At 68.3% G+C, this 22,402-nt stretch carries 22 protein-coding genes; 7 read left to right on the forward strand and 15 right to left on the reverse strand.

All coding sequences use genetic code 11. The annotated features are described in order from the left end of the window. Positions 1 to 2: 2 nt before the first annotated feature. Positions 3 to 1,289 (reverse strand): META domain-containing protein, encoded by a 1,287-nt coding sequence (locus HMH01_RS06740; protein WP_171323627.1) that lies wholly within the window; start codon positions 1,287 to 1,289, stop codon positions 3 to 5. 172 nt (positions 1,290 to 1,461) lie between these two features. Between HMH01_RS06740 and HMH01_RS06745 the strand changes: the two genes are divergently transcribed. The 4 genes from HMH01_RS06745 to HMH01_RS06760 are packed head-to-tail and all read left to right on the forward strand — an operon-like array spanning position 1,462 to position 7,747. Next, complete coding sequence (locus HMH01_RS06745; RefSeq protein ID WP_171323629.1) at positions 1,462 to 2,463, forward strand: TAXI family TRAP transporter solute-binding subunit; 1,002 nt, start codon at positions 1,462 to 1,464, stop codon at positions 2,461 to 2,463. Positions 2,464 to 2,483: 20 nt separating this feature from the next. After that, complete coding sequence (locus HMH01_RS06750; protein ID WP_171323631.1) at positions 2,484 to 4,907, forward strand: ATP-binding protein; 2,424 nt, start codon at positions 2,484 to 2,486, stop codon at positions 4,905 to 4,907. Beyond that, complete coding sequence (locus tag HMH01_RS06755; protein ID WP_171323633.1) at positions 4,876 to 5,250, forward strand: response regulator transcription factor; 375 nt, start codon at positions 4,876 to 4,878, stop codon at positions 5,248 to 5,250. The genes HMH01_RS06750 and HMH01_RS06755 overlap by 32 nt, the downstream gene beginning before the upstream one ends. A gap of 7 nt (positions 5,251 to 5,257) precedes the next feature. Continuing rightward, entirely contained in the window at positions 5,258 to 7,747 is a 2,490-nt protein-coding gene (locus HMH01_RS06760) for a solute carrier family 23 protein (RefSeq protein WP_171323635.1), read from the forward strand. Positions 7,748 to 7,910: 163 nt separating this feature from the next. Here HMH01_RS06760 and HMH01_RS06765 read toward each other — a convergent pair whose 3' ends face one another. Then, the gene (locus HMH01_RS06765; protein ID WP_171323637.1) at positions 7,911 to 9,557 is read right to left on the reverse strand and encodes a winged helix-turn-helix domain-containing protein; all 1,647 of its coding nucleotides are present in this window, start codon (positions 9,555 to 9,557) and stop codon (positions 7,911 to 7,913) included. Between the two features lie 157 nt (positions 9,558 to 9,714). Between HMH01_RS06765 and HMH01_RS06770 the strand changes: the two genes are divergently transcribed. Continuing rightward, positions 9,715 to 10,914, forward strand: a complete 1,200-nt coding sequence (locus HMH01_RS06770; protein WP_171323639.1) for a ShlB/FhaC/HecB family hemolysin secretion/activation protein — start codon at positions 9,715 to 9,717, stop codon at positions 10,912 to 10,914. A gap of 11 nt (positions 10,915 to 10,925) precedes the next feature. On the opposite strand, the gene HMH01_RS06775 is transcribed toward HMH01_RS06770, so the two are convergent. From HMH01_RS06775 to pcaC, 7 genes are read right to left on the reverse strand one after another with little or no spacing between them, the layout of a single operon-like run. Continuing rightward, positions 10,926 to 12,281: a TRAP transporter large permease gene (locus HMH01_RS06775; RefSeq protein ID WP_425483582.1), complete on the reverse strand. Its 1,356-nt coding sequence runs from the start codon at positions 12,279 to 12,281 to the stop codon at positions 10,926 to 10,928. Then, positions 12,281 to 12,757 (reverse strand): TRAP transporter small permease, encoded by a 477-nt coding sequence (locus tag HMH01_RS06780; protein WP_171323641.1) that lies wholly within the window; start codon positions 12,755 to 12,757, stop codon positions 12,281 to 12,283. The genes HMH01_RS06775 and HMH01_RS06780 overlap by 1 nt, the downstream gene beginning before the upstream one ends. Before the next feature lie 4 nt (positions 12,758 to 12,761). After that, complete coding sequence (locus tag HMH01_RS06785; protein WP_171323643.1) at positions 12,762 to 13,790, reverse strand: TRAP transporter substrate-binding protein; 1,029 nt, start codon at positions 13,788 to 13,790, stop codon at positions 12,762 to 12,764. A gap of 36 nt (positions 13,791 to 13,826) precedes the next feature. Further along, positions 13,827 to 14,999 (reverse strand): 4-hydroxybenzoate 3-monooxygenase, encoded by a 1,173-nt coding sequence (gene pobA / locus HMH01_RS06790; RefSeq protein ID WP_171323645.1) that lies wholly within the window; start codon positions 14,997 to 14,999, stop codon positions 13,827 to 13,829. 51 nt (positions 15,000 to 15,050) lie between these two features. Further along, positions 15,051 to 15,650: a protocatechuate 3,4-dioxygenase subunit alpha gene (gene pcaG / locus HMH01_RS06795; RefSeq protein ID WP_171323647.1), complete on the reverse strand. Its 600-nt coding sequence runs from the start codon at positions 15,648 to 15,650 to the stop codon at positions 15,051 to 15,053. A gap of 1 nt (position 15,651) precedes the next feature. Beyond that, on the reverse strand, positions 15,652 to 16,380 hold the full coding sequence (pcaH, locus tag HMH01_RS06800) for a protocatechuate 3,4-dioxygenase subunit beta (RefSeq protein ID WP_171323649.1): 729 nt from the start codon (positions 16,378 to 16,380) through the stop codon (positions 15,652 to 15,654). Next, on the reverse strand, positions 16,373 to 16,756 hold the full coding sequence (gene pcaC / locus HMH01_RS06805; RefSeq protein ID WP_171323651.1) for a 4-carboxymuconolactone decarboxylase: 384 nt from the start codon (positions 16,754 to 16,756) through the stop codon (positions 16,373 to 16,375). The genes pcaH and pcaC overlap by 8 nt, the downstream gene beginning before the upstream one ends. A gap of 87 nt (positions 16,757 to 16,843) precedes the next feature. On the opposite strand from pcaC, the gene HMH01_RS06810 reads away from it, so the two are divergent. After that, positions 16,844 to 17,749, forward strand: a complete 906-nt coding sequence (locus HMH01_RS06810) for a LysR substrate-binding domain-containing protein (RefSeq protein WP_171323653.1) — start codon at positions 16,844 to 16,846, stop codon at positions 17,747 to 17,749. Positions 17,750 to 17,752: 3 nt separating this feature from the next. Here HMH01_RS06810 and HMH01_RS06815 read toward each other — a convergent pair whose 3' ends face one another. Continuing rightward, entirely contained in the window at positions 17,753 to 18,682 is a 930-nt protein-coding gene (locus tag HMH01_RS06815) for a TIGR01459 family HAD-type hydrolase (RefSeq protein WP_343035167.1), read from the reverse strand. Positions 18,683 to 18,826: 144 nt separating this feature from the next. Here HMH01_RS06815 and HMH01_RS06820 point away from each other — a divergent pair, with 144 nt between their 5' ends. Then, the gene (locus tag HMH01_RS06820) at positions 18,827 to 19,306 is read left to right on the forward strand and encodes a GNAT family N-acetyltransferase (protein WP_171323655.1); all 480 of its coding nucleotides are present in this window, start codon (positions 18,827 to 18,829) and stop codon (positions 19,304 to 19,306) included. 33 nt (positions 19,307 to 19,339) lie between these two features. On the opposite strand, the gene HMH01_RS06825 is transcribed toward HMH01_RS06820, so the two are convergent. From HMH01_RS06825 to HMH01_RS06845, 5 genes are read right to left on the reverse strand one after another with little or no spacing between them, the layout of a single operon-like run. Further along, positions 19,340 to 19,714 carry a Na+/H+ antiporter subunit G gene (locus HMH01_RS06825; protein ID WP_171323657.1) on the reverse strand — a complete coding sequence of 125 codons (375 nt, stop codon included), beginning with the start codon at positions 19,712 to 19,714 and terminating at the stop codon, positions 19,340 to 19,342. Positions 19,715 to 19,725: 11 nt separating this feature from the next. After that, a complete protein-coding gene (locus HMH01_RS06830; RefSeq protein ID WP_171323659.1) occupies positions 19,726 to 19,995 on the reverse strand; it encodes a K+/H+ antiporter subunit F in 270 nt (89 codons plus the stop codon). Next, on the reverse strand, positions 19,992 to 20,483 hold the full coding sequence (locus tag HMH01_RS06835) for a Na+/H+ antiporter subunit E (protein ID WP_171323661.1): 492 nt from the start codon (positions 20,481 to 20,483) through the stop codon (positions 19,992 to 19,994). The genes HMH01_RS06830 and HMH01_RS06835 overlap by 4 nt, the downstream gene beginning before the upstream one ends. A gap of 3 nt (positions 20,484 to 20,486) precedes the next feature. Further along, on the reverse strand, positions 20,487 to 22,034 hold the full coding sequence (locus HMH01_RS06840) for a monovalent cation/H+ antiporter subunit D (protein WP_171323663.1): 1,548 nt from the start codon (positions 22,032 to 22,034) through the stop codon (positions 20,487 to 20,489). Then, positions 22,031 to 22,399, reverse strand: a complete 369-nt coding sequence (locus HMH01_RS06845) for a Na+/H+ antiporter subunit C (protein WP_171323665.1) — start codon at positions 22,397 to 22,399, stop codon at positions 22,031 to 22,033. The genes HMH01_RS06840 and HMH01_RS06845 overlap by 4 nt, the downstream gene beginning before the upstream one ends. Positions 22,400 to 22,402 lie beyond the last annotated feature (3 nt).

The raw sequence follows: 22,402 nt of genomic DNA on the forward strand, positions 1-22,402 counted from the left end.
GTTCAGTCGCGCCGGGCGCGTATCGCGCTGCCATCGGCAGCCGAGACGAGCATGAGCGCGCCCGTCTCGTCGAAATCGAAGCGGTTCGTGGCGGCGAGCGCCGCGAAGAAGCGTCGCTCCTGGTCCATCAGGGCGGGGACGCAGGCGCGCAGGGTGGCGGCAGTCGGGCCGAAGGACAGCCCCTCGCCGGTCAGGGTGAAGGGCCCGGCGAAGCGGTTGCACCCGCCCGTGCCCGCGACGCGGCCCAGCCGGTCGAAGACCAGCGTCACGCGGCCTGCATCCACCACTCCGCCGCCAGTGATGTCCTCGACCACCCATTCGGCGCCGGTCAGAAGTTCCATCGGATCGCCGCCGCAGCCCTCGAGCGTCTGCCCGTCCTGCAAGATCCGCACCGTGTCGGGGTGCGGCATGCCGGTCGCGCTGTCGCGGCAGATCCCGCGCGACAGCGCGATACGTAGCGCGGGTTCCGCCAGATCGTGGACGAAGGCGCCCCTCTCGAACCGCCGCTCCGGCAGGCGGCCGGTCAGGGGCGTGGGGGCCGACAGGGTCGAGAACGCCACCAAGCCGCCCGCGATCCGGAGGGACCAGAAGGGTTCGTTCCCGCCGGCGGCATAGGTGTCGGGGGACGTGGGCGGCACCAGGCGGCACTCGGGCAGCGACTGCCCCCGCAGGCTGATGAGGGCGTTGTCGCCCCTGCTCCAGAAATGGGTGTCCGGATCGCCTGGCTGCTCGTACCTGGCCCCCGACGCGGCCGGGACCGGGTCGAGTTGACGCCATTCCCCGTCCAGGTCGATCACCACCGACGGCCCGACAAAGCCCGCGCGGACGGGACTGTCCCCGCAGAGATAGCGGCTGTCGAAGCCCACCGGCGCGTGCGCGGTCAGTGGCATCGTGGCAAGCGCCAGGTCCTCGGCGCCGGGCTCGATCCGGACCGCCTCGCCGACCCAGGCCGTCCGCCCCTCGGTCACGATGGCGGCGCGCAGATCCGCGGGCTGGCCTTCGGGCAGGTCCAGCGCAAAGGCCAGCGGCACCTGAGCGCCATCGGTCGGCACCCGCGTCTCGGCCAGGTTGCGGCCATCGGGCCCCATCGCCGCGACGATCAGGAGGGAACTGTCGGGCAGCGCGATGCGTTCGCGGTAGAAGACCTCTCCGGTGACGCTGCGCGTGGGCTGCGCGCCCGGCGCGTCGGCCTGGGCGCGGGCGGGTTCCGCCAGCCCCGGCGCCAACAGCATCCACAGGCCCGTTCCAAGAAGCAGGGCGCGCCTGGCCGTCCGGATCCGCATGGTCATGCCCTGGCTCTCCCTTCACGCGTACAACCGCAGGTTACGCCATTGAAAGGACCGGTCAACGGTGAAGCCCGTGCCGCGCCGCCCCCCGGCCGCGCGGGGCCAAACAATTCTGCAACAATCGCCGCCGAACCTTGTCTCCAAGGAAATACCCGAAAGCCGAAGGGAGGTTGGCATGTCTGGAACCGCAAGATGGCTGGGGACGTTCCTGCTGGCTGTCGGGCTGGCGACCATGTCCCAGGCGCAGGACATGCGCCTTTTCTCGATCGGCACCGGCGGCACCGGTGCCACCTATTATCCGCTGGGCGGGACCATCGCCAACGCGATTTCCAATCCCCCCGGCTCGCGCCCCTGCGACGAAGGGGGAAGCTGCGGCGTCGACGGGCTGATCGCCATGGCGCAAAGCTCCAAGGGATCGGTGGACAATATCGAGGGGATTGTCGCGGGACGCTTCGATTCCGGCTTCTCGCAATCGGACGTCGCCTACTGGGCCTATACCGGCACCGGCCTGTTCGAGGGGTCGCCCCCCGTCGAAAGCCTTCGGGTCATCTCTGCGCTTTACCCCGAGCATATCCAGCTGATCGCCCGCAGCGCGGCCGGGATCCGCGATGTCGCGGGGCTGCGCGGCAAGCGCGTGTCGCTCGATGAGCGGGGCTCGGGAAGTTACGCGAACGCGTTGCAGATCCTGGGCTTCTTTGGCCTGAGCGAGGCGGATCTGGATGCGCGCTACCTGAAATCCGTGCCAGCCGCCGAAGCGATCATCGCCGGCGAGATTGATGCTTTCTTCATCACCGCGGGCTATCCCACGAATGCCATCATCGAACTGGCCGAGCGCGCGGAAATCACTCTGGTCCCCATCGCCGGGCCCGAAGCCGAGGCGGTGATGGCAGCCCATCCGTTCTACAGCAGCGACCGGATCCCGGCCGGCACCTATGCCGGCATCGCCGAGACCGAGACGCTGGCGGTGGGCGCGCAGTGGATCACGACCGCCGCCATGGACGAGGCGCTGGTCTACGACATCGTCAGCGCGTTGTGGAACGAGCGCAGCCGGACGCTGCTGGACGTGGGGCATGCCAAGGGCGTGTCGGTGACGCTTGAAACGGCGCTGGAGGGGGTCGCCGTGCCGCTGCATCCCGGAGCGGAGCGCTACTACCGCGAAGCCGGGCTGATCCGCTGAGCGTGATGGGCACCGGCTCGATGTCCGCGCCGCAAGTGGCGCTGCCGGATCTGACGCACTCCGGCGGGTTGCGGCGGCGGCTGATGGCGGCCTTCGTGGGGCTGAGCACGCTGGTCGTGATCGCCGCGGCAATCGCCGTCCTGTCGCTGTGGATGAACCGGCAGGAACACGGCCGCATCTCGCGCCAGTCGATCCCGATCGCGACCACCGCGCTCGATCTGACGCGCGTGGCGCAGGGCATCGTGGACACGGTGCCCGAACTGGTCGCGGCCGATACGGTTCCGGCGCAGACCGCGCTGACCGGGCAGCTGGAAAGCCGCGTGACCCGGCTGGACGCGCTGCTGGAGGAGATGCGCAACTACGAGGTCGATCCGCAGAGCGCCGCCTCGATCGAGCGGGCGGCCTCGCTGTTCGGGGGCAACATCGCGGCGATCAACCGGCTGGTCAGCGCGCGGATTGCCACGCGCACGGCCTTTGACGATCAGCTTGCTGTCGCGCTGGGCGCGATCGATGCGATCCTGGGGATCATCGAGGAAACCACCGCCGACCGGCGCGAGGGGCTTGCCCGTGCCCTTGAGGCGGATCCCACCATCATCGCGCAGCGGCTGCGGCTTCTGCATGCCCGCGCGCAGGCCCGCGAGCTGGCGCTGGTGCTTCAGTCCCTGCGCGAACGCGACGCCGCGCAGGGCATCGAGGCGGCCACCACGGCGCTGGAGGCGATCCGGGCCGTCCGCGAAGATGTGCCCGCGGCCGACCGCGAGGCGCTGGCCGGGCATCTCGAACGTCTCGAGGAGGTCGTGGTCGGCGCGCGCAGCCTGTCCCGGCAGCGCAGCTTCGAGCTTCAGCTCGATGCGGCATCGGCGCAGGCGCTGACCGAGAACGACGACCTGGCCGAGCGGTTCGCAGGCGCGGTCAACCGGATGATCCAGGCCGCGAAGGAAGATGTCGCGCTTGCCAACCAGCGCGCGGACCGGGTGCAGCTGACGGCTTTCTGGATGCTGTCGCTGGTCGTGGCCGCCACGTTGCTGTCGTCCTTCCTGATCGTGCGCTACTACGTCTATCGCAACATCCTCGCGCGGCTGACGGCGCTGACCTCGTCTATGATGGCGATTGCCGGCGGCAACCTGTCCGCCCGGATCCCGGAGCCGACGCGCGACGAGCTGGGCGCGATGGCGGCTGCCCTGCGGGTGTTTCGCGACACCGCGGTGGATGTGCGCGACTCCAACCTGCGCGAGATCCAGGAGACCCGGAGCCGGCTCTACCACGCGATCGAGAACATCCAGGAAGGATTTGCGCTGTTCGATGCCGACGACCGGCTGACCCTGTCGAACGCGCAGTTCGGACGGCTTCTGCTGGGCGAGGCGGGGCGCGCCAGGGGGGGCGAGGGGTACGACGCCATCATGGAACGGATGGTCACCTGCCTGGCGCTTCCGCGCGAGGACGGGCTGGCCTGGGGTGACGTGATCCATGCCCATCACGCCGCACCCGAGGGCACGCAGATCATAGCCCTTTCGGGCGAGCGCTGGATCGGTGCCACGGAACGCCGGACCGACGACGGCGGGACCGTCATGGTCGTGACCGACCTTACCGCGATCAAGCGCCACGAGAATGAGCTCGATACGCTGGTCGCGCAGTTGCAGAAGGCGAGCGCCGCGAAATCGAGCTTCATCGCCAATGTCAGCCACGAACTGCGCACGCCGCTGACGGCCGTGCTGGGCTTTGCGCAGATCGTGCAGAGCCGGCTCGAGAACGTGCTTCTGCCGAAGATCCCAGCCGACGACCCCGCCACGGTCCGGGCGATCGGGCAGGTGCGCGACAACATCGGCATCATGATCCAGGAAGGCCAGCGCCTGACCAAGATGATCAACGACATCCTCGACCTGGAAAAGATCGAGGCGGGGCAGATGGTCTGGGATATCGAGCCGCTCGACATGGGCTCGGTGATCCGGCAGGCGGCGGCGGCGACCAACAGCCTCTATTCCGCGAAGGGGCTGGAGTTCCATGTCAGCATCGCCCCGGACCTGCCGCCCGTGGCGGGGGATCGCGACCGGCTGGTGCAGGTGGTCATCAATCTGATTTCCAACGCGGTGAAGTTCACCGCGCGCGGGCATGTGGCCTGTTCCGCCATGCCCGGCGACGGCCCCTTCGTGTCGGTCAGCGTCAGCGACACCGGCATCGGCATCTCGCCCGCCGACCAGCTGGAGGTCTTCGACAAGTTCCGCCAGGTCGGCGACACCCTGACCGAGAAGCCCACCGGCACCGGGCTGGGCCTGCCGATCTGCCGCGAGATCGTCGAGCATCTGGGCGGCACGATCACGGTCGAAAGCATGCCCGGCTTTGGCAGCACCTTCACCTTCCAGCTGCCCGTGGCCAGGGCCGGCGCGTCAGCCATCGAAAAGGACAGGAGGATCCATGGATCGGAAAATCGTGATCGCCGAGGATGAGGCCTATCTGCGGCTTCTTATCCAGCAGTCCATCGAGGAACTGGAGGACGAGGGAGTCGAGATCTTCGTCGCCCAGGACGGGCCCGGCGCGCTTGCCCTGATCGAGCGCGAGGCGCCGCAGCTGATCCTGCTCGACGTGATGATGCCGGGGATGAACGGCTTCGAGGTCTGCGAGCGCGTGCGCGCCAATCGCGATCTGCCGCAGCCCTACATCATCCTGCTGACGGCGAAGGGCCAGGAATACGACAAGATCCGCGGCACCGAGGCCGGTGCGGACCGCTACATGACCAAGCCCTTCAACCCCGACGACCTGCTCGACGCCGCGCGCGCCGTCGTCTGTTGAGGTGCCCATGGCCGACGACCTGAACACCAGCCTTTCGGGCAATGGCCCGCGGGACCGCACGCTGCGCCGCCTGCTGCGCAAGCCGGAGCTGGAGCGCTATGTGCTGCCGCTGCTGGAGCAGGCCTTTCCGCCGCGCGCGGTGACCGACCTGGAAGGCGAGATCCTGGCCGGCCGTGCAGAGGCCCGCGACGGGCAATCGGCCCGTATCCAGGTCGGGGACGAGGTCATCGGCTATGCCTGGGGCGACCGGGCCGGGGATATCGCGCGGGCCTTCGGCGCGCTGGCCGTGCAGGACCGGGAGATCCGCGCGCTGGGCCGCGAGTCGCTGGCCAAGTATCGCGAGATCACGATGCTTTATGCGCTGGCCGAAAAGATCATCGGCGCGCCCGATCCGACCCGGATCGCGACCATCGTCTGCGAGCAGGCGCTGCGTTTCCTGCATTGCGACAGCGCGGCGCTGATGCTTCTGAGTGCCGAGACAGGCCGGCTGGAGATCGTGGCCAACCAGGGTGCGCCCTTTCACAGCCGCGCCACGCGGGAGCTTGGCAGCGACGTGATCGCCGATGTCCTGACCTCGGGCGTGGGCGAGATCGTCAACGACGTGGCCGCCGACAGCCGCACGCTGGCAGCCGACAATCACCTGTCCTCGGTCGTCCTGTCGGCCTTGCGCACCAATGACAAGACCTTCGGCGTCCTGGTCGCGGGCAGCGAGAAGGAACGGCATTTCAACGCAAGCGACCTCCAGGTGCTGAACGCCATCGGCGCCCATGCCGCGGCAGCGATCGAGGTGGACCGGCTGAACCGCGACCTGGCCGAAACCGTGCGCAAGCCCCCCGACCTGATCTACGGCGTGAACGAGGTGCCGCCCCCGGGGGTCTGCCTGCTGCTGGCGGCCCAGCACGCGTTCCTTGCCATCCTGTCGCTCGCCTATCCGATCCTGATCGTCCAGGAGGCGGGCGGCGACCGGGCGATGGCGGCGGCCGCGGTCAGCATGACGTTGATCGCCATGGCGGTCGGCACCGTCGCGCAGTCCATGGGCAGCGGCATCGTGGGTTCCGGCCAGTTTGCGCCCTATGTCTCGTCCGGCATCTACATCGCCCCGGCGCTTCAGGCCGCCCGGATGGGCGGGATCGGCATGGTGATGACCATGACCATGCTGTCGGGCCTGTTCTCGCTGCTGCTGTCGCGTTTCCTGCGGCGGTATCGCTGGCTGTTCCCGCCCGAGGTTTCGGGCGTCGTCGTGATGATGGTGGGCCTGTCCATCGTCCCGGTCGCCTTGCCGCGTTTTCTTGGCCTCGGCTCGGGCGACGAGGTCACGACCGCCCCCGAGATCGTGGTCGGCGTGTTCACCCTTGGAATGATCGTGCTGCTGAGCATCGCCCCCTTCGGGCGGATCAGGCTCTATTCCACCGCGGTCGGCTTCGTGCTCGGCTATGCGCTGGCCGCGTTCCTGGGGCTTTTCGATGCGACCATACTGTCGGCGGTGGGGGACCTGCCGCTCGTCGGGCTGAGCCTGGTGAGCTATGAGCGGCTCAGCTTCGACGTGGCGCTGCTTCTGCCCTTCGCGGTCGCGACGGTGGCCTCGAACATCAGCGATGCGGGCCTCATCATCAGCAGCCAGAAGACCAACAATGCGGGCTGGACGCGGGCCGACACGCGTTCGCTTTCGGGCGGGATCGTGGCGACCGGCGTCAGCAACGTCGTCTCGGGCGCGCTGGGCGGGGCGGGCACGAACCTTTCGGGCGGCAATATCAGCCTTGCCGCAGCCACCGGGGCCACGTCGCGGCGGATCGGGCTTTACCTGGCCGGGATCTTCCTGTTCATGGCGCTGGTGCCCAAGCTGACCGCACTGCTTGCGCTTGTCCCCTCGCCGGTGCTGGGGGCGGGGCTGCTCTATCTCGCCAGCCACCTGATTTCCTCGGGCGTGTCGCTGATCGCCTCACGGATGCTGGATGCGCGCCGCAATTTCGTGGTGGGCATCCCGCTGCTGGCGGGGGTCGGGCTGATCGCCTACAGCGACATGCTGGTCGATGCGCCGGCCTGGCTGGGCATGCTGGCCAGCAGCCCGCTTGCGCTGGCGACGCTGCTGGCGCTGGGCCTGAACATCCTGCTCAATGCGGGCGTCGCGAACCATGCCACGACCCGGCTGACGCTGGACGAGAACCTGAGCGAGCACGTCACGCGCTTCGTCTCGCGCCAGGGCGCCAGCTGGGGTGCCCGCGGAGAGGTGGTGCGCCGGGCCGCGCCCGCCATCACCGAGTGGTGCGAGGAACTGCACCAGACGCTGGGCAGCGACAAGGCGGCGCTGGACCTGCATTTCGACGATTTCCGCCTGACGGCCACGATCCGCGACCCGAAGGACCCCGAGCCGCGCCCGCGCGAGATCGACACCGAACAGGCGGCGATCGACCGCACCGCCCGTGCGATCGCGCGGCGCTATGGCTGCGGCGTGCGTCTGAACACGGTGCGGGAGATCGTCTTCGATTTCGAACATTGACGCGTCCCGGATGGGGAAAGGGGCCGGCGGCGGGATGAGGACCGCCACCGGCCCCTCGGCGCCAACTCCGGGAGAGAAGTTGACGCGTGGGTGCCATCGACACTGGGAGAGCCCGACAGCAAGTGCGAGTGTCCGCCCGGATTCTTGCAGAATTGTTGGATGGTCAGGATATTTCCGCAAACAGCCGCGGATGCGCGCTGCGGACTTCCTGCGGGATCGCGGCGGTCCCGAAGCGGCCCGCAAAGAGGCCGGAAAAGGGCCGCAACGCGTTGGCCCCCTGCGCGGGATCGCGGAACAGCCTTGCGCAGACATAGTTCAGGTTGCGCAACTGCGCCTCGGCGCGGGCGCGGGAGAACAGCAGCATGACGGCCCTTGCGCGATACGACTCCCGCCCGGGATGCGCGAAGACCGGCTCGAGCATCAGCCCCAGCACGGGACTGACGCCATACGTCTCCTTGCGGACCGATTTCAGATCGTCCCAGCGCGCCGCACCTGCAAGCGCCTGCCCCTTTATCACCAGCGCATAGGCATGCGCATGCGAACCGGGCGGCGACAGGTTCAGCGCCTGCTCGATCGCGTCGAGCGCGCTGTCCGTCTCTCCGGCGAAGGCGCGCATCTGGCCGATCACCGCCAGCGAGCCCGCCGGGGACACGCTGGTCGCATAGGCCTCCTCGCACAGGTCGCGCGCCAGATCGTCATATCCGCGTCGCAGGAAATGAAGCAGCTTTCCGGCCATGATCGCATGATCGGGCTTGTCCCGGACATAGGGAAGGGCCTCTGTCACCAGAGCCTCCATATCGTCCTCGTCCTTGCCGCGCGTGTCGATGCCCTGGACCAGCAGCCGCTGGCCACCCATGACGTATTTCGAGTGGATGGCGATGGCCAGAAGCAGCTTGGCCTCGGCATCATGGGGCGTCTCGGCAAGCATGGCCCGAAGCCGCTTCTCGTTTTCCTGCCAGGTCGCAAGCGACCGCAACTCGGCCGTTTCGGCCAGCGCGAGCATCTTGCGGTTGCTGGCCTCCGCCTCTTCCCGCAACGGGATGCTTTCGCCCATGGTCGAGCCATAGATCCCGACCGGCAGCGGCACGTCGCGCACGGGCATGGTCGCGGTCACGCGCCAGACCTGGCGGTAAAGCTGCCGGGCCAGCCGTTCGGCCGCGGCGCGTACCGGTACCGCGTTCTCGAAGCCCTGCCGTCGCGCGGCGATCAGGCGCCCGCTGCGGAAGTCGCGCACCGCCACCACGCAGCTGATGTGCCCTCGATCGACGAAGAAGGACAGCTCTGCCGCCAGCGCCGGGGCCGCGGCCCCGAATTCCGCCGCGCCCGCGCAGCCCGGCGCATAGACCACCCGCCGGTCGGCCCCCATCGCCACCTCGAAGGCGCGGGGCAGGGCGCGGGCAAAGCCTTCGCCGGTCTCTCGGGTATCACCCAGATTGTCGAGGCCGTTCACGGCGCTCACCACCATGTCCGCCCCCGCCACCGCGGGCTGGGCTATCGGCGCCTCGCCGATCCAGACATAACCCTCGCCATAGCGCGTGGCGATGTAGCGCGGGTTCCGGGCGTCGTCCGACAGCTTGCGGCGCAGCCGGTTCACCAGGAAATCGATGTTGCGGTCGTTCTTGTCCGAGCCGGGTTCGGACACCGCGTCGAGGATCTCGTCCCGGCTGAGCAGGCGATTGGGATGCGCAGTCAGGAGTTTCAGCGCCCGCCGTTCGGACCGGGTAAGGCCGATGCGCGCGCCTGCCTCGGTCTCGAGAAAGGCGAAGTCGGGGCTGATCCAGACGCCGTCGCGTTCGTCGATATCCTTCACGCAGAAAAATCCTCACTCGTGACGCGCCCCATCCTGTGCGATGGTAGCATCGTTGCCAACAAGTTCCATATTTCAATGAATAGATATGTTCACGTTGACGCTGGTCCGGTTTGCACCAAACCGTGACCTCACGAGGTGATCATGGGGTGTTCGGTCAATGCTGTCGCGCAGCTGCGTAAACCTGTCGAAATTTCTTGTGGTGTTCGGGCTTTGCGGGCAGCCGGTCATGGCGCAATCATTCTTCGCCAACCTGGGCACCGACCCGGCCACCGGCGTCGACCGGGGATCGGCGTCGCAGATCTCGCCGGTGGATCGGCCGACCGGGTTTCTTACGCTGTCGTCCGACGGGGCTGAGGCGATCGGTCCCTGGATCGGCTCTGTCAGCTACGCGGTGCCCGATCTGGCGCTCGATGGCGACCAGCTCGACGGTGTCTTCGTGCTCGGCGGCCCCTCGGCCGATGACAGGACCGAGCTTGTCGCCGGCGGGATCGGCTACCGCCTTGCGCTGGGCGACAGCGGCATCACGGTCTTTGCCAATGCCGATCACTCCGGGTACCGGCTTGGCACGGCGTCCGCGCTGCCTCTCGATATCGAGGGCACGGTGACCAACTTCGCCGTCGGCGTGCAGCGCAGCTGGGCGAGTGGCGAGGCCGCGCGATCGGTTGCCACGATCCAGTTCTCCGGGCGCAGCGACAATGCCAGCGTCATGAACAGCGATGTGGTGGACGAGGATCTGCGCATCCTGCGCGCGGCCCTGGTGCATGAACGCGGGCGGCCCTATGCCTTTCGGCAGCGCTACGCGGTTTCGGTGTCGAAGGGGATCGACGGGCTCGGCGCCTCTGATCCGGGCGGGTCTTTTCTGTCGATGCCGGGTGTTGCGACCGACTTCCTGCGGATCGCCGGCAGCATAGAGATGTCCGTGCCCCTGGGGATGCGGACGCTGGTGAATGCGGGGATGATCGGGCAGCTGACCGGCGACAGCCTGCCGGTGTCGCAGCGCTGCGGTTTCGGCACCAACAACTACGCGCGCGGCTTCGACCGAAGCTTTGTCAATGGCGATGCCTGCCTCGGCGGCCGGGTAGAGCTGGCCTACGATCTTGAGCGTCCCGCGCCGGGGGATGCGGTGTTCCGCGCGACCCAGGCGTTCCTGGGGCTGGATGGCGGCATGCTGCGCGACAATGCGAACGACATCCTGCCCCGCACGGAGGATGGCTGGGCCAGCCTGTCCACCGGGGTCCGCGCGCTTTGGGGCGAGTTCCTGGGCGAGGTGGCGCTGACCCATGTGCTGGACGAGCCGGCCGGCGCCTTTCCGCAGGACGAGACGCGGCTCTGGATCCGCACGGCGCTGCGGTTCTGAGCGGGCCGGTCTCAGCCGCCCAGCAGAAGCGGCAGGCCCAGCGTCAGCGAGGGGAAGAGGATCAGGATCGCCACCCGCACGAGTTCGGCCGCGAAGAAGGGTGACACGCCGCGGAAGGTGGTGGTCATCGGCACGTCGCGCGCCAGCGAAGAAATGACGAACACGTTCATCCCCACCGGCGGCGTGATGAGGCCGAGTTCCACCACGACAAGCGCAAGGATGCCGAACCAGATCTTCAGATCCTCGGTGGACATGCCGTAGCCCGCCCCGTCCGCAAGCTGGTAGTCGCCCCCGTTCATGGCGACGATCACCGGCCAGAAGAAGGGCAGCACCAGCAGGATCATCGAGAGCGAGTCCATCAGGCAGCCCAGCAGGATCAGCGCCAGAAGCAGGATCAGCAGGATCGCCATGGGCGACAGGCCCGAGGCAAGCGCCCAGTCGGCGGCCGCCTGCGGCACGCCCGCGCGTGACATGAAGATCTTGAGCAGTTCCGCCCCCAGCAGGATCAGGTAGATCATCGCCGTGGTGCCCGCGGTTTCCAGCACCGAGGCGCGGATCGCTTCGCGGTCGAGCTGCCCGCGCGCCAGCCCGAAGACGAGGACGACGAAAACCCCGATCGCGGCCGCCGGCGTGGGCGTGTAGAGCCCCGCATAGATGCCGCCGATCACGATGCCGAAGACGACAAGGACCGGGATCAGGCCGCGGGTCGCCTTGAGGAAATCCGCCCGGCTTTCCGCGCCGCCCGCGGGGCCCGCGCCCGGCACCAGCCGGACATAGATCGCGATGGTGAGCAGGAACATCACCACCGCCAGCAGGCCGGGGATCAGCGCCGCCATGAACATGGTGACGACATTCGCCTCGACGATGATGGCGTACACGACCAGAACCACCGAGGGCGGGATCAGGATGCCCAGCACGCCTCCGGCGGCAAGCGATCCGGTGGCCAGCGCCGGGGAATAGCCATAGCGCCTGAGCTCGGGCAGGGCGACCTTGCCCATGGTCGAGGCGGTCGCCAGCGACGAGCCGCAGACAGCGCCGAAGCCCGCGCAGGCGGCGATGGAGGCCATGGCCGTGCCGCCGCGCATCCAGCCGAGCCATGCGTTCGCGCCGCGGAACAGGTCGCGCGAAAGCCCGGTCTTGGTGGCCAGCGCGCCCATCAGGATGAACATGGGTACGACGGACAGGTCGTAGATCGAGAACTGCCCATAGCCGAGCGTCTTGAGCTGGGCGAGCAGGATCGCCGGGCCGTTCAGAAGCGTCGTGCCGACAACCCCCACCAGGATCATCGCATAGGCGATGGGCATGCGCAGGGCGATCAGCGCGATCAGGACGGCCAGTCCCGAAAGGCCCAGCAAGATAGGATCCATCAGGCGTCTCCCGCCAGGTCCTCGGACAGGGTGAGAAGCGCCGCGAGCACCAGCAGCCCCAGCGAGACCAGGATCGGCACATAAGCCCACCAGACCGGGATCTGGAGGATGGTGCTGGAATAGCCATAGGCGCGCTGGTCGAGAAAGCCGAGGAACATGCGCCACAGCAGCAGCGCCGCGAAGGACAGCGCGACGAAGGAGGCGATGCCGTCGAGCGCCCGGCGCCCGCTGTCCCCGAGGCGGGCGGTAAAGATGTCCGCCGTCACGTTCTGCCGGCTGACCTGGCAGTAGGGCAGGAACATGAAGGCAGCGACGGCGACCCCCATCTCGGTCAGTTCCACGTCGCCCGCGAAGGGCAGGCCGAGAAGCCCGCCCAGCACGGTCCAGACATTGACCAGGACGAGGGCGGCAAGCACCAGCCCGCCGAGAAGCGCCCAGACCTCGATCGCCTGTCGCGCCGCACCTGCCGCCCTCATGCGCTTATTCCGCCGCCGCGGCGATGGCCGCGCGGGCCGTCTCGACCAGGGCCGCCCCGTCGATGCCGGCGGCGGTGACTTCCGTCACCCAGCGATCGACCACCGGGCCCATCGCGTCCAGCATCGCGGCGGTCTCGTCCTCGGTCAGCCGGACATGGGTGTTGCCCGCCTCGGTCGCCATGCCGATGCCGAAATCGTCGGTGGCGCGCCAGAGCTGGCCCACCTCGCGCAGCCAGTCCTCGTCCGAGGCCTGGCGGAAGGCGTCCTGGATCTCCGCGGGCAGGCTGTCCCACTTGGCCTTGTTCATCGACACCTGGAAGACGGACGTGCCCAGTCGCTCCATGTTGGCGCCCTCGATCTGGTACTCCGTCTGTTCCTGCAGGCGCAGGGCGGGAATGATCTCCCACGGGATCAGCGCACCCGCCACCACGCCGCGCGACAGCGCCTGCGGCAGTTCCGGCACCGGCATCGCGACAGGCGTCGCCCCCAGCGCCTCGATCACCCAGGCGCCGGTGCGGGACGGCGTGCGCAGGCTGAGCCCGGCCATGTCCGCGGGCGTGCGCACCTCGCGGTCCACCATCTGGAAGGCGTTGCCGGCATGGACATGCAGGAACATCACCTCGAGCCCGGCATATTCCTCGGCCAGATGCTCGTCGAACATGCCCCGCATCGCAAGGTTCGCGGCCACGGGGTCGTTCACGAAGACGGTGGGCAGCTCGAACACCTCGGAGCGCGGGAAAAGACCGGGGGTGTAGCCGTTCAGGGTCCAGATCAGGTCGACCACCCCGTCGCGGGCCTGCTGCACCAGTTCGGGCGGGCGGCCGCCCAGGGTCATGGCGGGGAAGACCTCGATATCGACGGCGCCGCCGCTGAGTTCCTCGACCCGCTCGGCCCAGGGCACCAGCATCTGGGCATGGGCCGGGGCACGCTCGCCCAGGAAATGGTGCAGGTTCAGGCGGTATTCCTGCGCGGCCACGGGGCCCGCCAGCATGGCCGCCAGGGCTGCCGCGCCGATCGTCAGGCTATGTCTCATGGTCTTCCTCCCAGTTTCGGTCGTTGGTCTGCGGGGTCAGTAGGGCAGGCCCACATAGTTTTCCGCAAGGCTTTTCCGGGCGGTCTCGGACCGCATCAGGTAGTCGAACTCGGCCTTCTGCATCCGCTTCTCGAAATCGCCCAGTTGCGGGAAGTCGTGCAGCATGGATGTCATCCACCACGAAAACCGCTCGCATTTCCAGACCCGGGACAGGGCGGTATCGGAATATCCCTCGATGCCTGCGTTCGAGCCCGCGTTGAAATGGCGGTCAAGGGCGCGGTGCATGTAGTGCACGTCGCCGATCGCAAGGTTCAGGCCCTTGGCGCCGGTGGGCGGCACGATATGGGCGGCGTCGCCGGCAAGGAACAGCGCGCCGTGGCGCATCGGCTCGCACACGAAGGACCGGAGCGGCGCGATGGACATTTCCAGCACCTCTCCCCCGGTTACCAGCTTCGCCGCGACATCGGCGGGGATGCGCCGGGCAAGTTCTTCCCAGAACCGCGCGACGGGCCAGTCATCCAGCTTTTCTGTCAGCGGCACCTGCACATAGTAGCGGCTCACCTCGTGCGAGCGCATGGAGCAGAGCGCGAAGCCGCGCGCATGGGCGGCGTAGATCAGCTCGTCCGCCACCGGGGGCGTGCGCGACAGAAGCCCGAGCCAGCCGAACGGATATTCCCGCTGGAATTCCTGCCTGGCGCGTCCCGGGATCGCGCGCCGGGTCGGCCCGTGAAAGCCGTCGCAGCCCGCGACGAAGCGGGCTTCGAGCCGGTGTTCCCGTCCGTCCTTCGTGTAGACCACCACCGGCGCGTCGCTTTCGACGTCCTCGATCCGCAGCACCTCGGCCTCGTGGATGATCCGGCCGCCGCGCGCGTCGCGCGCGGCGTAAAGATCGCGCGTCACCTCGGTCTGGCCATAGACGGTGACGGGCCTGCCGGTCAGTCCGGTCAGGTCGATGCGCACCCGCTCGTCATGCCAGCTGAGTTCCACCCCGTCATGGGGCTGACCCTCCTGCCCGATCCTGTCGCCGACGCCGGCCTCGGTCAGGATGGATACCGAGCCCGCCTCCAGCACGCCGGCGCGGATGCGGCCGAGGACGTAGTCGCGGGATCGGCGTTCCAGCACGACGCTGTCGATGCCGCTCAGGTCCAGAAGCTGCGACAGAAGCAGCCCCGCCGGACCGCCGCCGATGATCGCGACCTGTGTCTTCATGCAGTCTGATCCGCTCTGTCGGACAGCCGGGATGGGCGCATGTCTCTTGCCTCAGATATCCAGGAAAACCGTCTCGCCCTCGCCTTGCAGGCGGATGTCGAAGCGGTATCGCCCGGGGCCGTCGGGGCGGGCGATCAGGGTCTCGACCCGGTGGCGCTGCTCGATCCGGGACAGGACCGGGTCGCGCGCCCTGTCGGCGTCGTCGAAATAGATCCGCGTGGCCAGCCCGGTATTGATGCCGCGCCCGACGATCCAGAGCGCCACATGCGGCGACAGCACGCGCCCGTCGGGCAGGCGGGTCGGGCCGGGCTTGACCGTGCGCAGGGTGAATTCGCCGGTGTCGGGATCCACCGCGAAACGGCAGAAGCCGCTCACCCCCGGATCCGCCCCCGGCTGGCCCGGATGGCGCCCGTCGGCATCGGCCTGCCAGCTTTCCAGCAGCGCGTCGCGCAGCATCCAGCCGGTGCCGTCGGCGATGCTGCCGCTGATCTCTATCCGCTCGCCCCGTGCCGCGTCGGTGATGGGGCTCAGGCCGAGCTCTTTCTCATAGGCCCCGGCATTGCCGGCCCAGGTCGGCATCAGGCCCAGATGGACATAGGGCCCGGCGGTCTGGGAGGCGGTTTCGCGCAGGCGGGTCGGTTTCTGCACCATGTCACATCCCCTCGGGGCGGTTTTCGAACAGGCTCTGGCTGCGGCCGCGCAGCACGATGTCGAAGCGGTAGGCGAGATGATCGAGCGGCCGCGCCGCCGCCATGTCGAGCGGCGCCACCAGCCGGTCGAGCTGGTCGCGGTCCTTGACCGTGGCAGCGATGGGGCAGCGCGCGATCAGGGGATCGCCCTCGAAATACATCTGGGTGATCAGCCGCTGGCCGAAGGCATGGCCGAAGACCGAGAAATGGATATGCGCGGGCCGCCAGTCGTTGCCGCGGTTGGGCCAGGGATAGGCGCCGGGCTTCACGGTAAGGAAGGCGTAATACCCCTCGGCATCGGTCAGGGTCCGGCCGCAGCCGCCGAAGGCCGGGTCGAGCGGCGCGAGATAGCCGTCCTTCACATGCCGGTAGCGCCCGCCTGCATTGGCCTGCCAGATCTCGACCAGCGTCTGCGGCACCGGGCGGCCGTTCTCGTCCAGCACGCGGCCATGGACGAGGATGCGCTCGCCGATGGCCTGCGCCTCGCCCCGCGTCCAGTTCAGCACCAGGTTGTTGTCGAGCGGGCCGATCAGCCCATGGCCGAAGGTGGGCCCGGTCTCTTCGGTCGGGGTGGATCCGAGCGACAGCAGCGGCAGCGACGGGGAACGGGCAACGGAAGTCTTGTAGTCGGGGTCGAAGGCAACGGGATGCGCGCTGCGGTCGCGCGGGATCAGGCGGCCTGTGTCACTCATGGGCGGCCTCCATTTCCGAAAGTGTCGCCTTAACGATCTTCAGCGCATGGTTCGCGCGCGGCACGCCGGCATAGATCGCGACGTGCTGAAGCGCCTCGGCGATATCCGTGGGGCTTGCCCCGGTGCGGCGCGCGGCGCGCACATGCATCGGCAATTCGTCGAAATTGCCCAGTGCGGCCAGAAGCGCGATCGTCAGCATCGTCCGCTCGCGGTCGGTGATGCGGCCCGACGACCAGACATGCCCCCAGGCGGCATCGGTGATCAGGTCCTGGAAGGGCCGGTCAAGCGCGGTGGTCGCGGCCTCGGCCCTGTCCACATGCGCGTCGCCCAGGATCCGTCGCCGCGTCTGCATGCCCTGTTCGGAGCGATCGGTCATCTTCGTTGTTCCCTGCGGTCCCCGCGAAAGACATGGCATCAAATTCCTTATGGGAAAAATCGATTTTCATGCAGTATCCATAACCATATGGATATACCACATGGGCTGAAACTGCGGCATCTGGAATGTTTCCTCGCCGTCGCCGAGGAAGGGACGATCAGTGCCGCCGCGCGGAGGCGAAACATCACGCAGCCCGCGCTGTCCAAGACCATCGCGGATCTCGAGACGCTGCTGGGCGCGCGCCTGTTCGAGCGGGTGGGCCGGCGCACCGTGCCGACGCCTGCGGGCGACAGCTTTCGCCGCCATGCGCTGAGCGCGCTTCACAGTCTGGAAACCGGGGTACGCACCATCAGCGGCGGCAGGCCCGTGGACGTGGTGTCGGTGGGCGTGCTGCCGACGGTGGCGGGCGGGCTGTTCCCGTCCATCGCGCTGGAGTTCTCGCAGCTCAGGCCCGAGGCGCGCGTCTCGGTCACGACGGGGCCGCACAACTACCTGATCGGCCGGCTCAGGGAAGGAGAGATCGACCTCATGGTCGGGCGGATGCCCACGGCGCGGGACATGCCTGGACTGCGCTTCGAATATCTCTACCAGGACCGGATCGAGCTTGTGGCGCGCGCGGGCCATCCCGGCGCCGGGCTCGACGCTGCGCGCGCGCTGCGCCGCTATCCGCTGATCCTGCCCAATCGTGGCGCGCTGATCCGCGAGACGGTGGACGAGTATCTGAACGTGATCGGGCTGCCCGATGCGCAACCCGCCTTCGAAAGCGTCTCGCTTGCCTTTGCGCTGCCCTTGCTGCTGGCGTCCGACATGCTGTGGTTCATCTCGCGCGGGGTGATCGCGCGGGATCTGGCGGCGGACAGCCTGATGGCCTTTGAGCTTGCCTCGGATTTCATGTCCGGGGCGGTTGGGATGACCAGCTCCGCCTCGGCCGTTCAGAACGACCATGTGGAACTGCTGGCGACACTTCTGCGCGCGCGGGCGGGGCCGGACTAGGGGTCAGGTCGTCTTGACGATGTCGTCGGGCACGATGCCAGAGCGCCGGACATAGTCCATCACGTCGCGCCCGGCGAACAGGCCGTGGGCCGCGACCAGCACGGTGCCGAGCCCCGCCGCCGCCCCACCGAGAATATCGGTGTGCAGCGTGTCGCCCACCATGGCGATGCGCGCCCGGGGAATGCCGCCCAGCCGCGCCACCGCGTCCTCGAAAGCGTCCGGATAGGGCTTGCCGAAGAAGGCGGGCCCTGTCCCCAGCGTATCGGCGATGTCATGGGCAAAGGCGCCGGGCTCGAGCGAGAGCCACCCCTCGCGCGGGGCGACGATATCGGGGTTCGCCACGACCAGCGGGCGCGGGCGGTTTCGCAGGGAGGCCAGCAGCCGCTGCTGATGCCCTTCGGTCCAGCGCGCGGCAGACAGGAAAAGGATCCCGTCGGCCGCGTCCAGCGCGCCGGGGGTGTCGATCAGATCCTGGCAGCGGGCCGGGATATCCGCGAGGTCGTCGCCCGCCTGGGTGATCGCGGCCCACAGGGCGCCGGGCGCAACACGGTCCAGCCGGGCCGCGGCCACCTCGCGCGAGGCGACGATCTCGGGTTCGGTGAAGTCGAAGCCCAGCCTGCGGTATTTCGCGGCCGCATCCTGCCGGCGGGCCGAGGCGCCGTTGGTCAGCACGACCAGGCGCTTGCCTGCCGCGCGCAACTCGGCCATCCGCGCGACCGCGCCGGGTATCGGCTGCTCGCCCACGTTCAGCACGCCAAAGGCATCGAGGATGAAGGCGTCGTAGCGGTCGGTCAGCTCGGCCAGGGTTGCCGCGCGACGCGGCTCTGACGGAAACGTTGCATCAGGCAGACGGTGGCGGACCTGTTCGTAGCGGGCAAAGGCCCAATCGGTGCCTGGCGCGGCCATGTGGGCCTGGGTCCGGTCCGGTTTCACGCGTAGATCCCCTGAAATCGGCCGGATCGGCCGGTGCGCGCAGATGCCCACAGTTTCCTGCGCGGATCAACCGCTTGCAGGGCGCTGGCGACTGGGGCGACTTTGCGCAAGGCTGTGCAACGGAAGACGATGCAGGGAGCAGGGATGGAACAGGACGGAGAACAGGCGCAGGCCGCGCCGGTGCTGCGCCCGGCGCGGCCGCGGGACCGGGGCGCGCTGCACGCGCTGCTGCGCGCCTCGTGGCTCGATTTCTGGGCGCCGCACCTGCCGCCAGAGGCGCGGGCGCGGTTTCTCGAAACCGATCCGGTGGCGGGGTTTCTCGATGCCGCGCTCGCGGATCTGGAGGTGGCGGCGCAGGGCGGCACCATCTTCGGCGTGATCCTGGTCGAGGGCGATTGGCTGGAGGATCTGCACGTCGCCCGCGCGGCGCAGGGGCGGGGGATCGGGCGGATGCTGCTGGACCGGGCCGTCGCGCTGGGGGCGCGCCGCCTGCATGTGAGGGCCTTCAACAGCCAGGCCATCGGCTTCTACGAGGCGCGGGGCTGGCGGCTGGCGGGCAGTTTCGAGACGACCGAGATGGGCGTTCCGTGCCGGACGCACGAATACCGGCTGGCCCAGGACTGAACCGGGGGACGGCGCGCAGGCCGTCCCCGCGTGTCAACTGCCGCCCTGGTCGGTCGGCGCATCCTCGTAGAGCGACCAGCCATGCCTGCCGCCGGTCTCGGGCACGTCCTCGGGGCGGATATTGCCCTGCATGTAGGACTTGGCGATGAACAGCGCCGTCAGCGGTGCGGTCAGGAACAGGAACAGCGTGATCATCAGCTCGTGGAACGAGAAGCTGCCCTTGATCAGCAGGAAATAGAGCATCGAGGCGATCAGCACGCCGCCAACGCCCAGCGTGGTCGCCTTGGTCGGCGCGTGCAGGCGCTGCATCGTCTCTTTCAGCTTGATCAGCCCGAAGGAGCCGACGATCCCGAAGATGCCGCTCACGACCAGGAAGAAGGAGACCAGGATTTCAGCGAAAAGGCTCATGTCGTCCCCCGTCATTCGATGATGTCGCCGCGCAGCACGAAGCGGCAATAGGCGACCGTGGACACGAAGCCGACCATCGCGACCAGCATCGAGGCCTCGTAGTAGACGGCGGTGCCATGCCAGATCCCGTAGAGGATCAGAAGCGCGATCACGTTGATGACCATGGTATCGAGCGCGAGTATCCGGTCCGCGGGGTCGGGCCCGTTGGTGATGCGCCAGAGCGTCAGCAGCAACCCGATACCATAGCAGGCGAAGGCGAAGATCAGGGCGATGGTGATCACTGGAAAATCTCCTTCAGGCGGGACTCGTAGCGGGCCTTGATGCCGTCGCGCACGCCGTCGGGGTCATCGGTGTGCAGGCAGTGGACCAGCAGGCTGCTGCCGTCCGCCGACAAGGTGGCCGAGACGGTGCCGGGGGTCATGGTGATGGTCCCGGCCAGCACGGTGATCGCCTCGGGCGATGTCAACTCCAGCGGGATGCAGACCCATTTCGAGTGGATGTCCTCGTTGCGGCGAAACACGATGATGCGCGCCACCTCGATATTCGCGATCACGATGTCCCAGAGAACGACAAGGATGTATTCGGCGATCTTCAGCGGATGGCGGATCCTGGGGCGGTTGGGCCAGTAGGGCGCGGTCAGGATCGGCACCGCGATGCCGAGGATTGCGCCCAGCAGCAGGTTGCCGGGCGTCACCGTGTTGACCAGCGCCAGCCAGACCAGGGTCAGGGTCAGGCTGAGCAGGGGATGCGGCAGGAGTTTTCTCAGCATCGATCAGCCCTCCACTTCCATGGCCGGTTCCGGCGCGTACAGCGTGCCCAGCACGGCACGGGCATAGCCGTCATGGTCGAACAGCTGCGCCGCCGTCGCCTCGAGGTAGCCCGATACGGGGTGCGCGGCGGCCGCGAGCAGCGCCAGCATCGCAAGCGCCGCGATGCCGGGCGCCAGTTCCAGCGCGCGGGCGGGTGGGGTGGGCTGCGCCTCGGGGTCCGCCGGCAAGGCGGTCGATTTCCAGAACAGGATGCTGCCTGCGCGGGCAAAGCCCACGATCGTCAGCAGCGAGCCAAGCAGGATCGCGCCCCAGGTGAGGGTGACCATGGGGCCCGGGTTCAGCGCGTCGAGCACCAGCAGCTTTCCAAGGAAGCCGCTGAGCGGCGGCATCCCCGCCATGCCGATGGCGGCCGCGAAGAAAAGCGCGGCGAAGAGCCCGTTCTGTACCGTGGCGGGCCGTGCCGCCAGCGCGTCATCCCCGTTCCGGCGCGCGACGACAAGATCGGCCAGCAGGAACAGCGCCGCCGCGGCAAAGGTCGAGTGCACCAGGTAGTAGAGCGCGGCCATGGCGGCATAGGGCGTGAAAACCGCGACGGCCAGCATCAGCGTGCCCATCGAGCCCACCACCGAAAAGGCGATCAGCGGCACCAGCCGCCGTGCGCCCAGCACGCCGAAGGCGCCGACGGCCAGGGTCACGATCGCCGCCGGAACCAGCCATGTGGTGAACAGCCCCCCCGTGGCCGCCACGTCGGGGCCGAAGACGGTCGAGTACATGCGCAGGATCGCATAGGCGCCGACCTTGGTCATGATGGCGAACAGTGCGGCCACCGGGGCAGGGGCGTTGGCATAGGTGCCGGGCAGCCAGAACTGGACCGGGAACAGCGCGGCCTTGATGGCGAAGACGATCACCAGCAGCATGCCCGCGACGCGGATCAGCGCCGCATCCTCGACCGGGATCTCGCGCACCTTCACCGCCAGGTCCGCCATGTTCAGCGTGCCGGTGGTCGCATAGATCGTGCCCAGCGCGAACAGGAACAGGGTCGAGCCGGCCAGGTTCATCACCACGTATTGCAGGCCCGCGCGCACCCGTTCGCGGCCGCCCGAATGGATCATCAGGCCGTAGGAGGCGATGAGCAGCACCTCGAAGAACACGAACAGGTTGAAGGCGTCCCCGGTCAGGAAGGCGCCGCAGATCCCCATGAGCTGGAACTGGAACAGCGCGTGGAAGTGCCGCCCCCGCGCATCCCAGCCGGTGGCGACCGCGTGCAGCAGGACGATCAGCGCAAGGATGGATGTCAGCAGCACCATCAGCGCGGACAGCCGGTCGAGCACCAGGACGATGCCGAAGGGCGCCTCCCAGTTGCCCAGCACATAGACATGCGTCTCGCCCGCCGCCGCCAGCACGGTCAGCCCGACGGCGATGGCCGCCAGCGCCAGCGTGCCCGCGAAGGAGGCCGCGCGCGCCAGCGTGATGTCGTGGCGCATGACGAAGGCGATGATCGGGGCAAGCAGCGCCGGCAGGACGACCGGCGCGATGATCCAGTGGTTCATGTGCCGGCATCCCCCTTGGCCGAGCGGCTTTCGCCTGCTTCGGTCATGTCGATCCGGTCATGGTCCGCCTCGAGATAGGCGCCGACCGCGAACATCACCAGCACCGCGGTCATCCCGAAGGAAATCACGATCGCGGTCAGCACCAGCGCCTGGGGCAGCGGGTCGGTATAGGGCACGTTCTCTGCGTAGCGTTGCAGCACCGGCGGCGCGTTCACCGCAAGCCGCCCGGTGGAGAACAGGAAGACGTTCACCGCGTAGGACAGCAGTGCAAGGCCAAGGATCACGGGAAAGGTGCGGAGGCGGAGGATCAGGTAGACCCCTCCGGCCGTCAGCACACCAACGGCACTGGCGACGAGGATTTCCATCTT

This window comes from Halovulum dunhuangense (assembly GCF_013093415.1).
Lineage (GTDB): Bacteria > Pseudomonadota > Alphaproteobacteria > Rhodobacterales > Rhodobacteraceae > Halovulum > Halovulum dunhuangense.

Bases quoted from the DNA above. Each gene is read 5' to 3' on its own strand.
- HMH01_RS06740 (WP_171323627.1), bottom strand. From the start codon at position 1,289: ATGACCATGCGGATCCGGACGGCCAGGCGCGCCCTGCTTCTTGGAACG.
- HMH01_RS06745 (WP_171323629.1), top strand. From the start codon at position 1,462: ATGTCTGGAACCGCAAGATGGCTGGGGACGTTCCTGCTGGCTGTCGGG.
- HMH01_RS06750 (WP_171323631.1), top strand. From the start codon at position 2,484: ATGTCCGCGCCGCAAGTGGCGCTGCCGGATCTGACGCACTCCGGCGGG.
- HMH01_RS06755 (WP_171323633.1), top strand. From the start codon at position 4,876: ATGGATCGGAAAATCGTGATCGCCGAGGATGAGGCCTATCTGCGGCTT.
- HMH01_RS06760 (WP_171323635.1), top strand. From the start codon at position 5,258: ATGGCCGACGACCTGAACACCAGCCTTTCGGGCAATGGCCCGCGGGAC.
- HMH01_RS06770 (WP_171323639.1), top strand. From the start codon at position 9,715: ATGCTGTCGCGCAGCTGCGTAAACCTGTCGAAATTTCTTGTGGTGTTC.
- HMH01_RS06775 (WP_425483582.1), bottom strand. From the start codon at position 12,281: ATGGATCCTATCTTGCTGGGCCTTTCGGGACTGGCCGTCCTGATCGCG.
- HMH01_RS06780 (WP_171323641.1), bottom strand. From the start codon at position 12,757: ATGAGGGCGGCAGGTGCGGCGCGACAGGCGATCGAGGTCTGGGCGCTT.
- HMH01_RS06785 (WP_171323643.1), bottom strand. From the start codon at position 13,790: ATGAGACATAGCCTGACGATCGGCGCGGCAGCCCTGGCGGCCATGCTG.
- pobA (WP_171323645.1), bottom strand. From the start codon at position 14,999: ATGAAGACACAGGTCGCGATCATCGGCGGCGGTCCGGCGGGGCTGCTT.
- pcaG (WP_171323647.1), bottom strand. From the start codon at position 15,650: ATGGTGCAGAAACCGACCCGCCTGCGCGAAACCGCCTCCCAGACCGCC.
- pcaH (WP_171323649.1), bottom strand. From the start codon at position 16,380: ATGAGTGACACAGGCCGCCTGATCCCGCGCGACCGCAGCGCGCATCCC.
- pcaC (WP_171323651.1), bottom strand. From the start codon at position 16,756: ATGACCGATCGCTCCGAACAGGGCATGCAGACGCGGCGACGGATCCTG.
- HMH01_RS06810 (WP_171323653.1), top strand. From the start codon at position 16,844: ATGGATATACCACATGGGCTGAAACTGCGGCATCTGGAATGTTTCCTC.
- HMH01_RS06820 (WP_171323655.1), top strand. From the start codon at position 18,827: ATGGAACAGGACGGAGAACAGGCGCAGGCCGCGCCGGTGCTGCGCCCG.
- HMH01_RS06825 (WP_171323657.1), bottom strand. From the start codon at position 19,714: ATGAGCCTTTTCGCTGAAATCCTGGTCTCCTTCTTCCTGGTCGTGAGC.
- HMH01_RS06835 (WP_171323661.1), bottom strand. From the start codon at position 20,483: ATGCTGAGAAAACTCCTGCCGCATCCCCTGCTCAGCCTGACCCTGACC.
- HMH01_RS06840 (WP_171323663.1), bottom strand. From the start codon at position 22,034: ATGAACCACTGGATCATCGCGCCGGTCGTCCTGCCGGCGCTGCTTGCC.
- HMH01_RS06845 (WP_171323665.1), bottom strand. From the start codon at position 22,399: ATGGAAATCCTCGTCGCCAGTGCCGTTGGTGTGCTGACGGCCGGAGGG.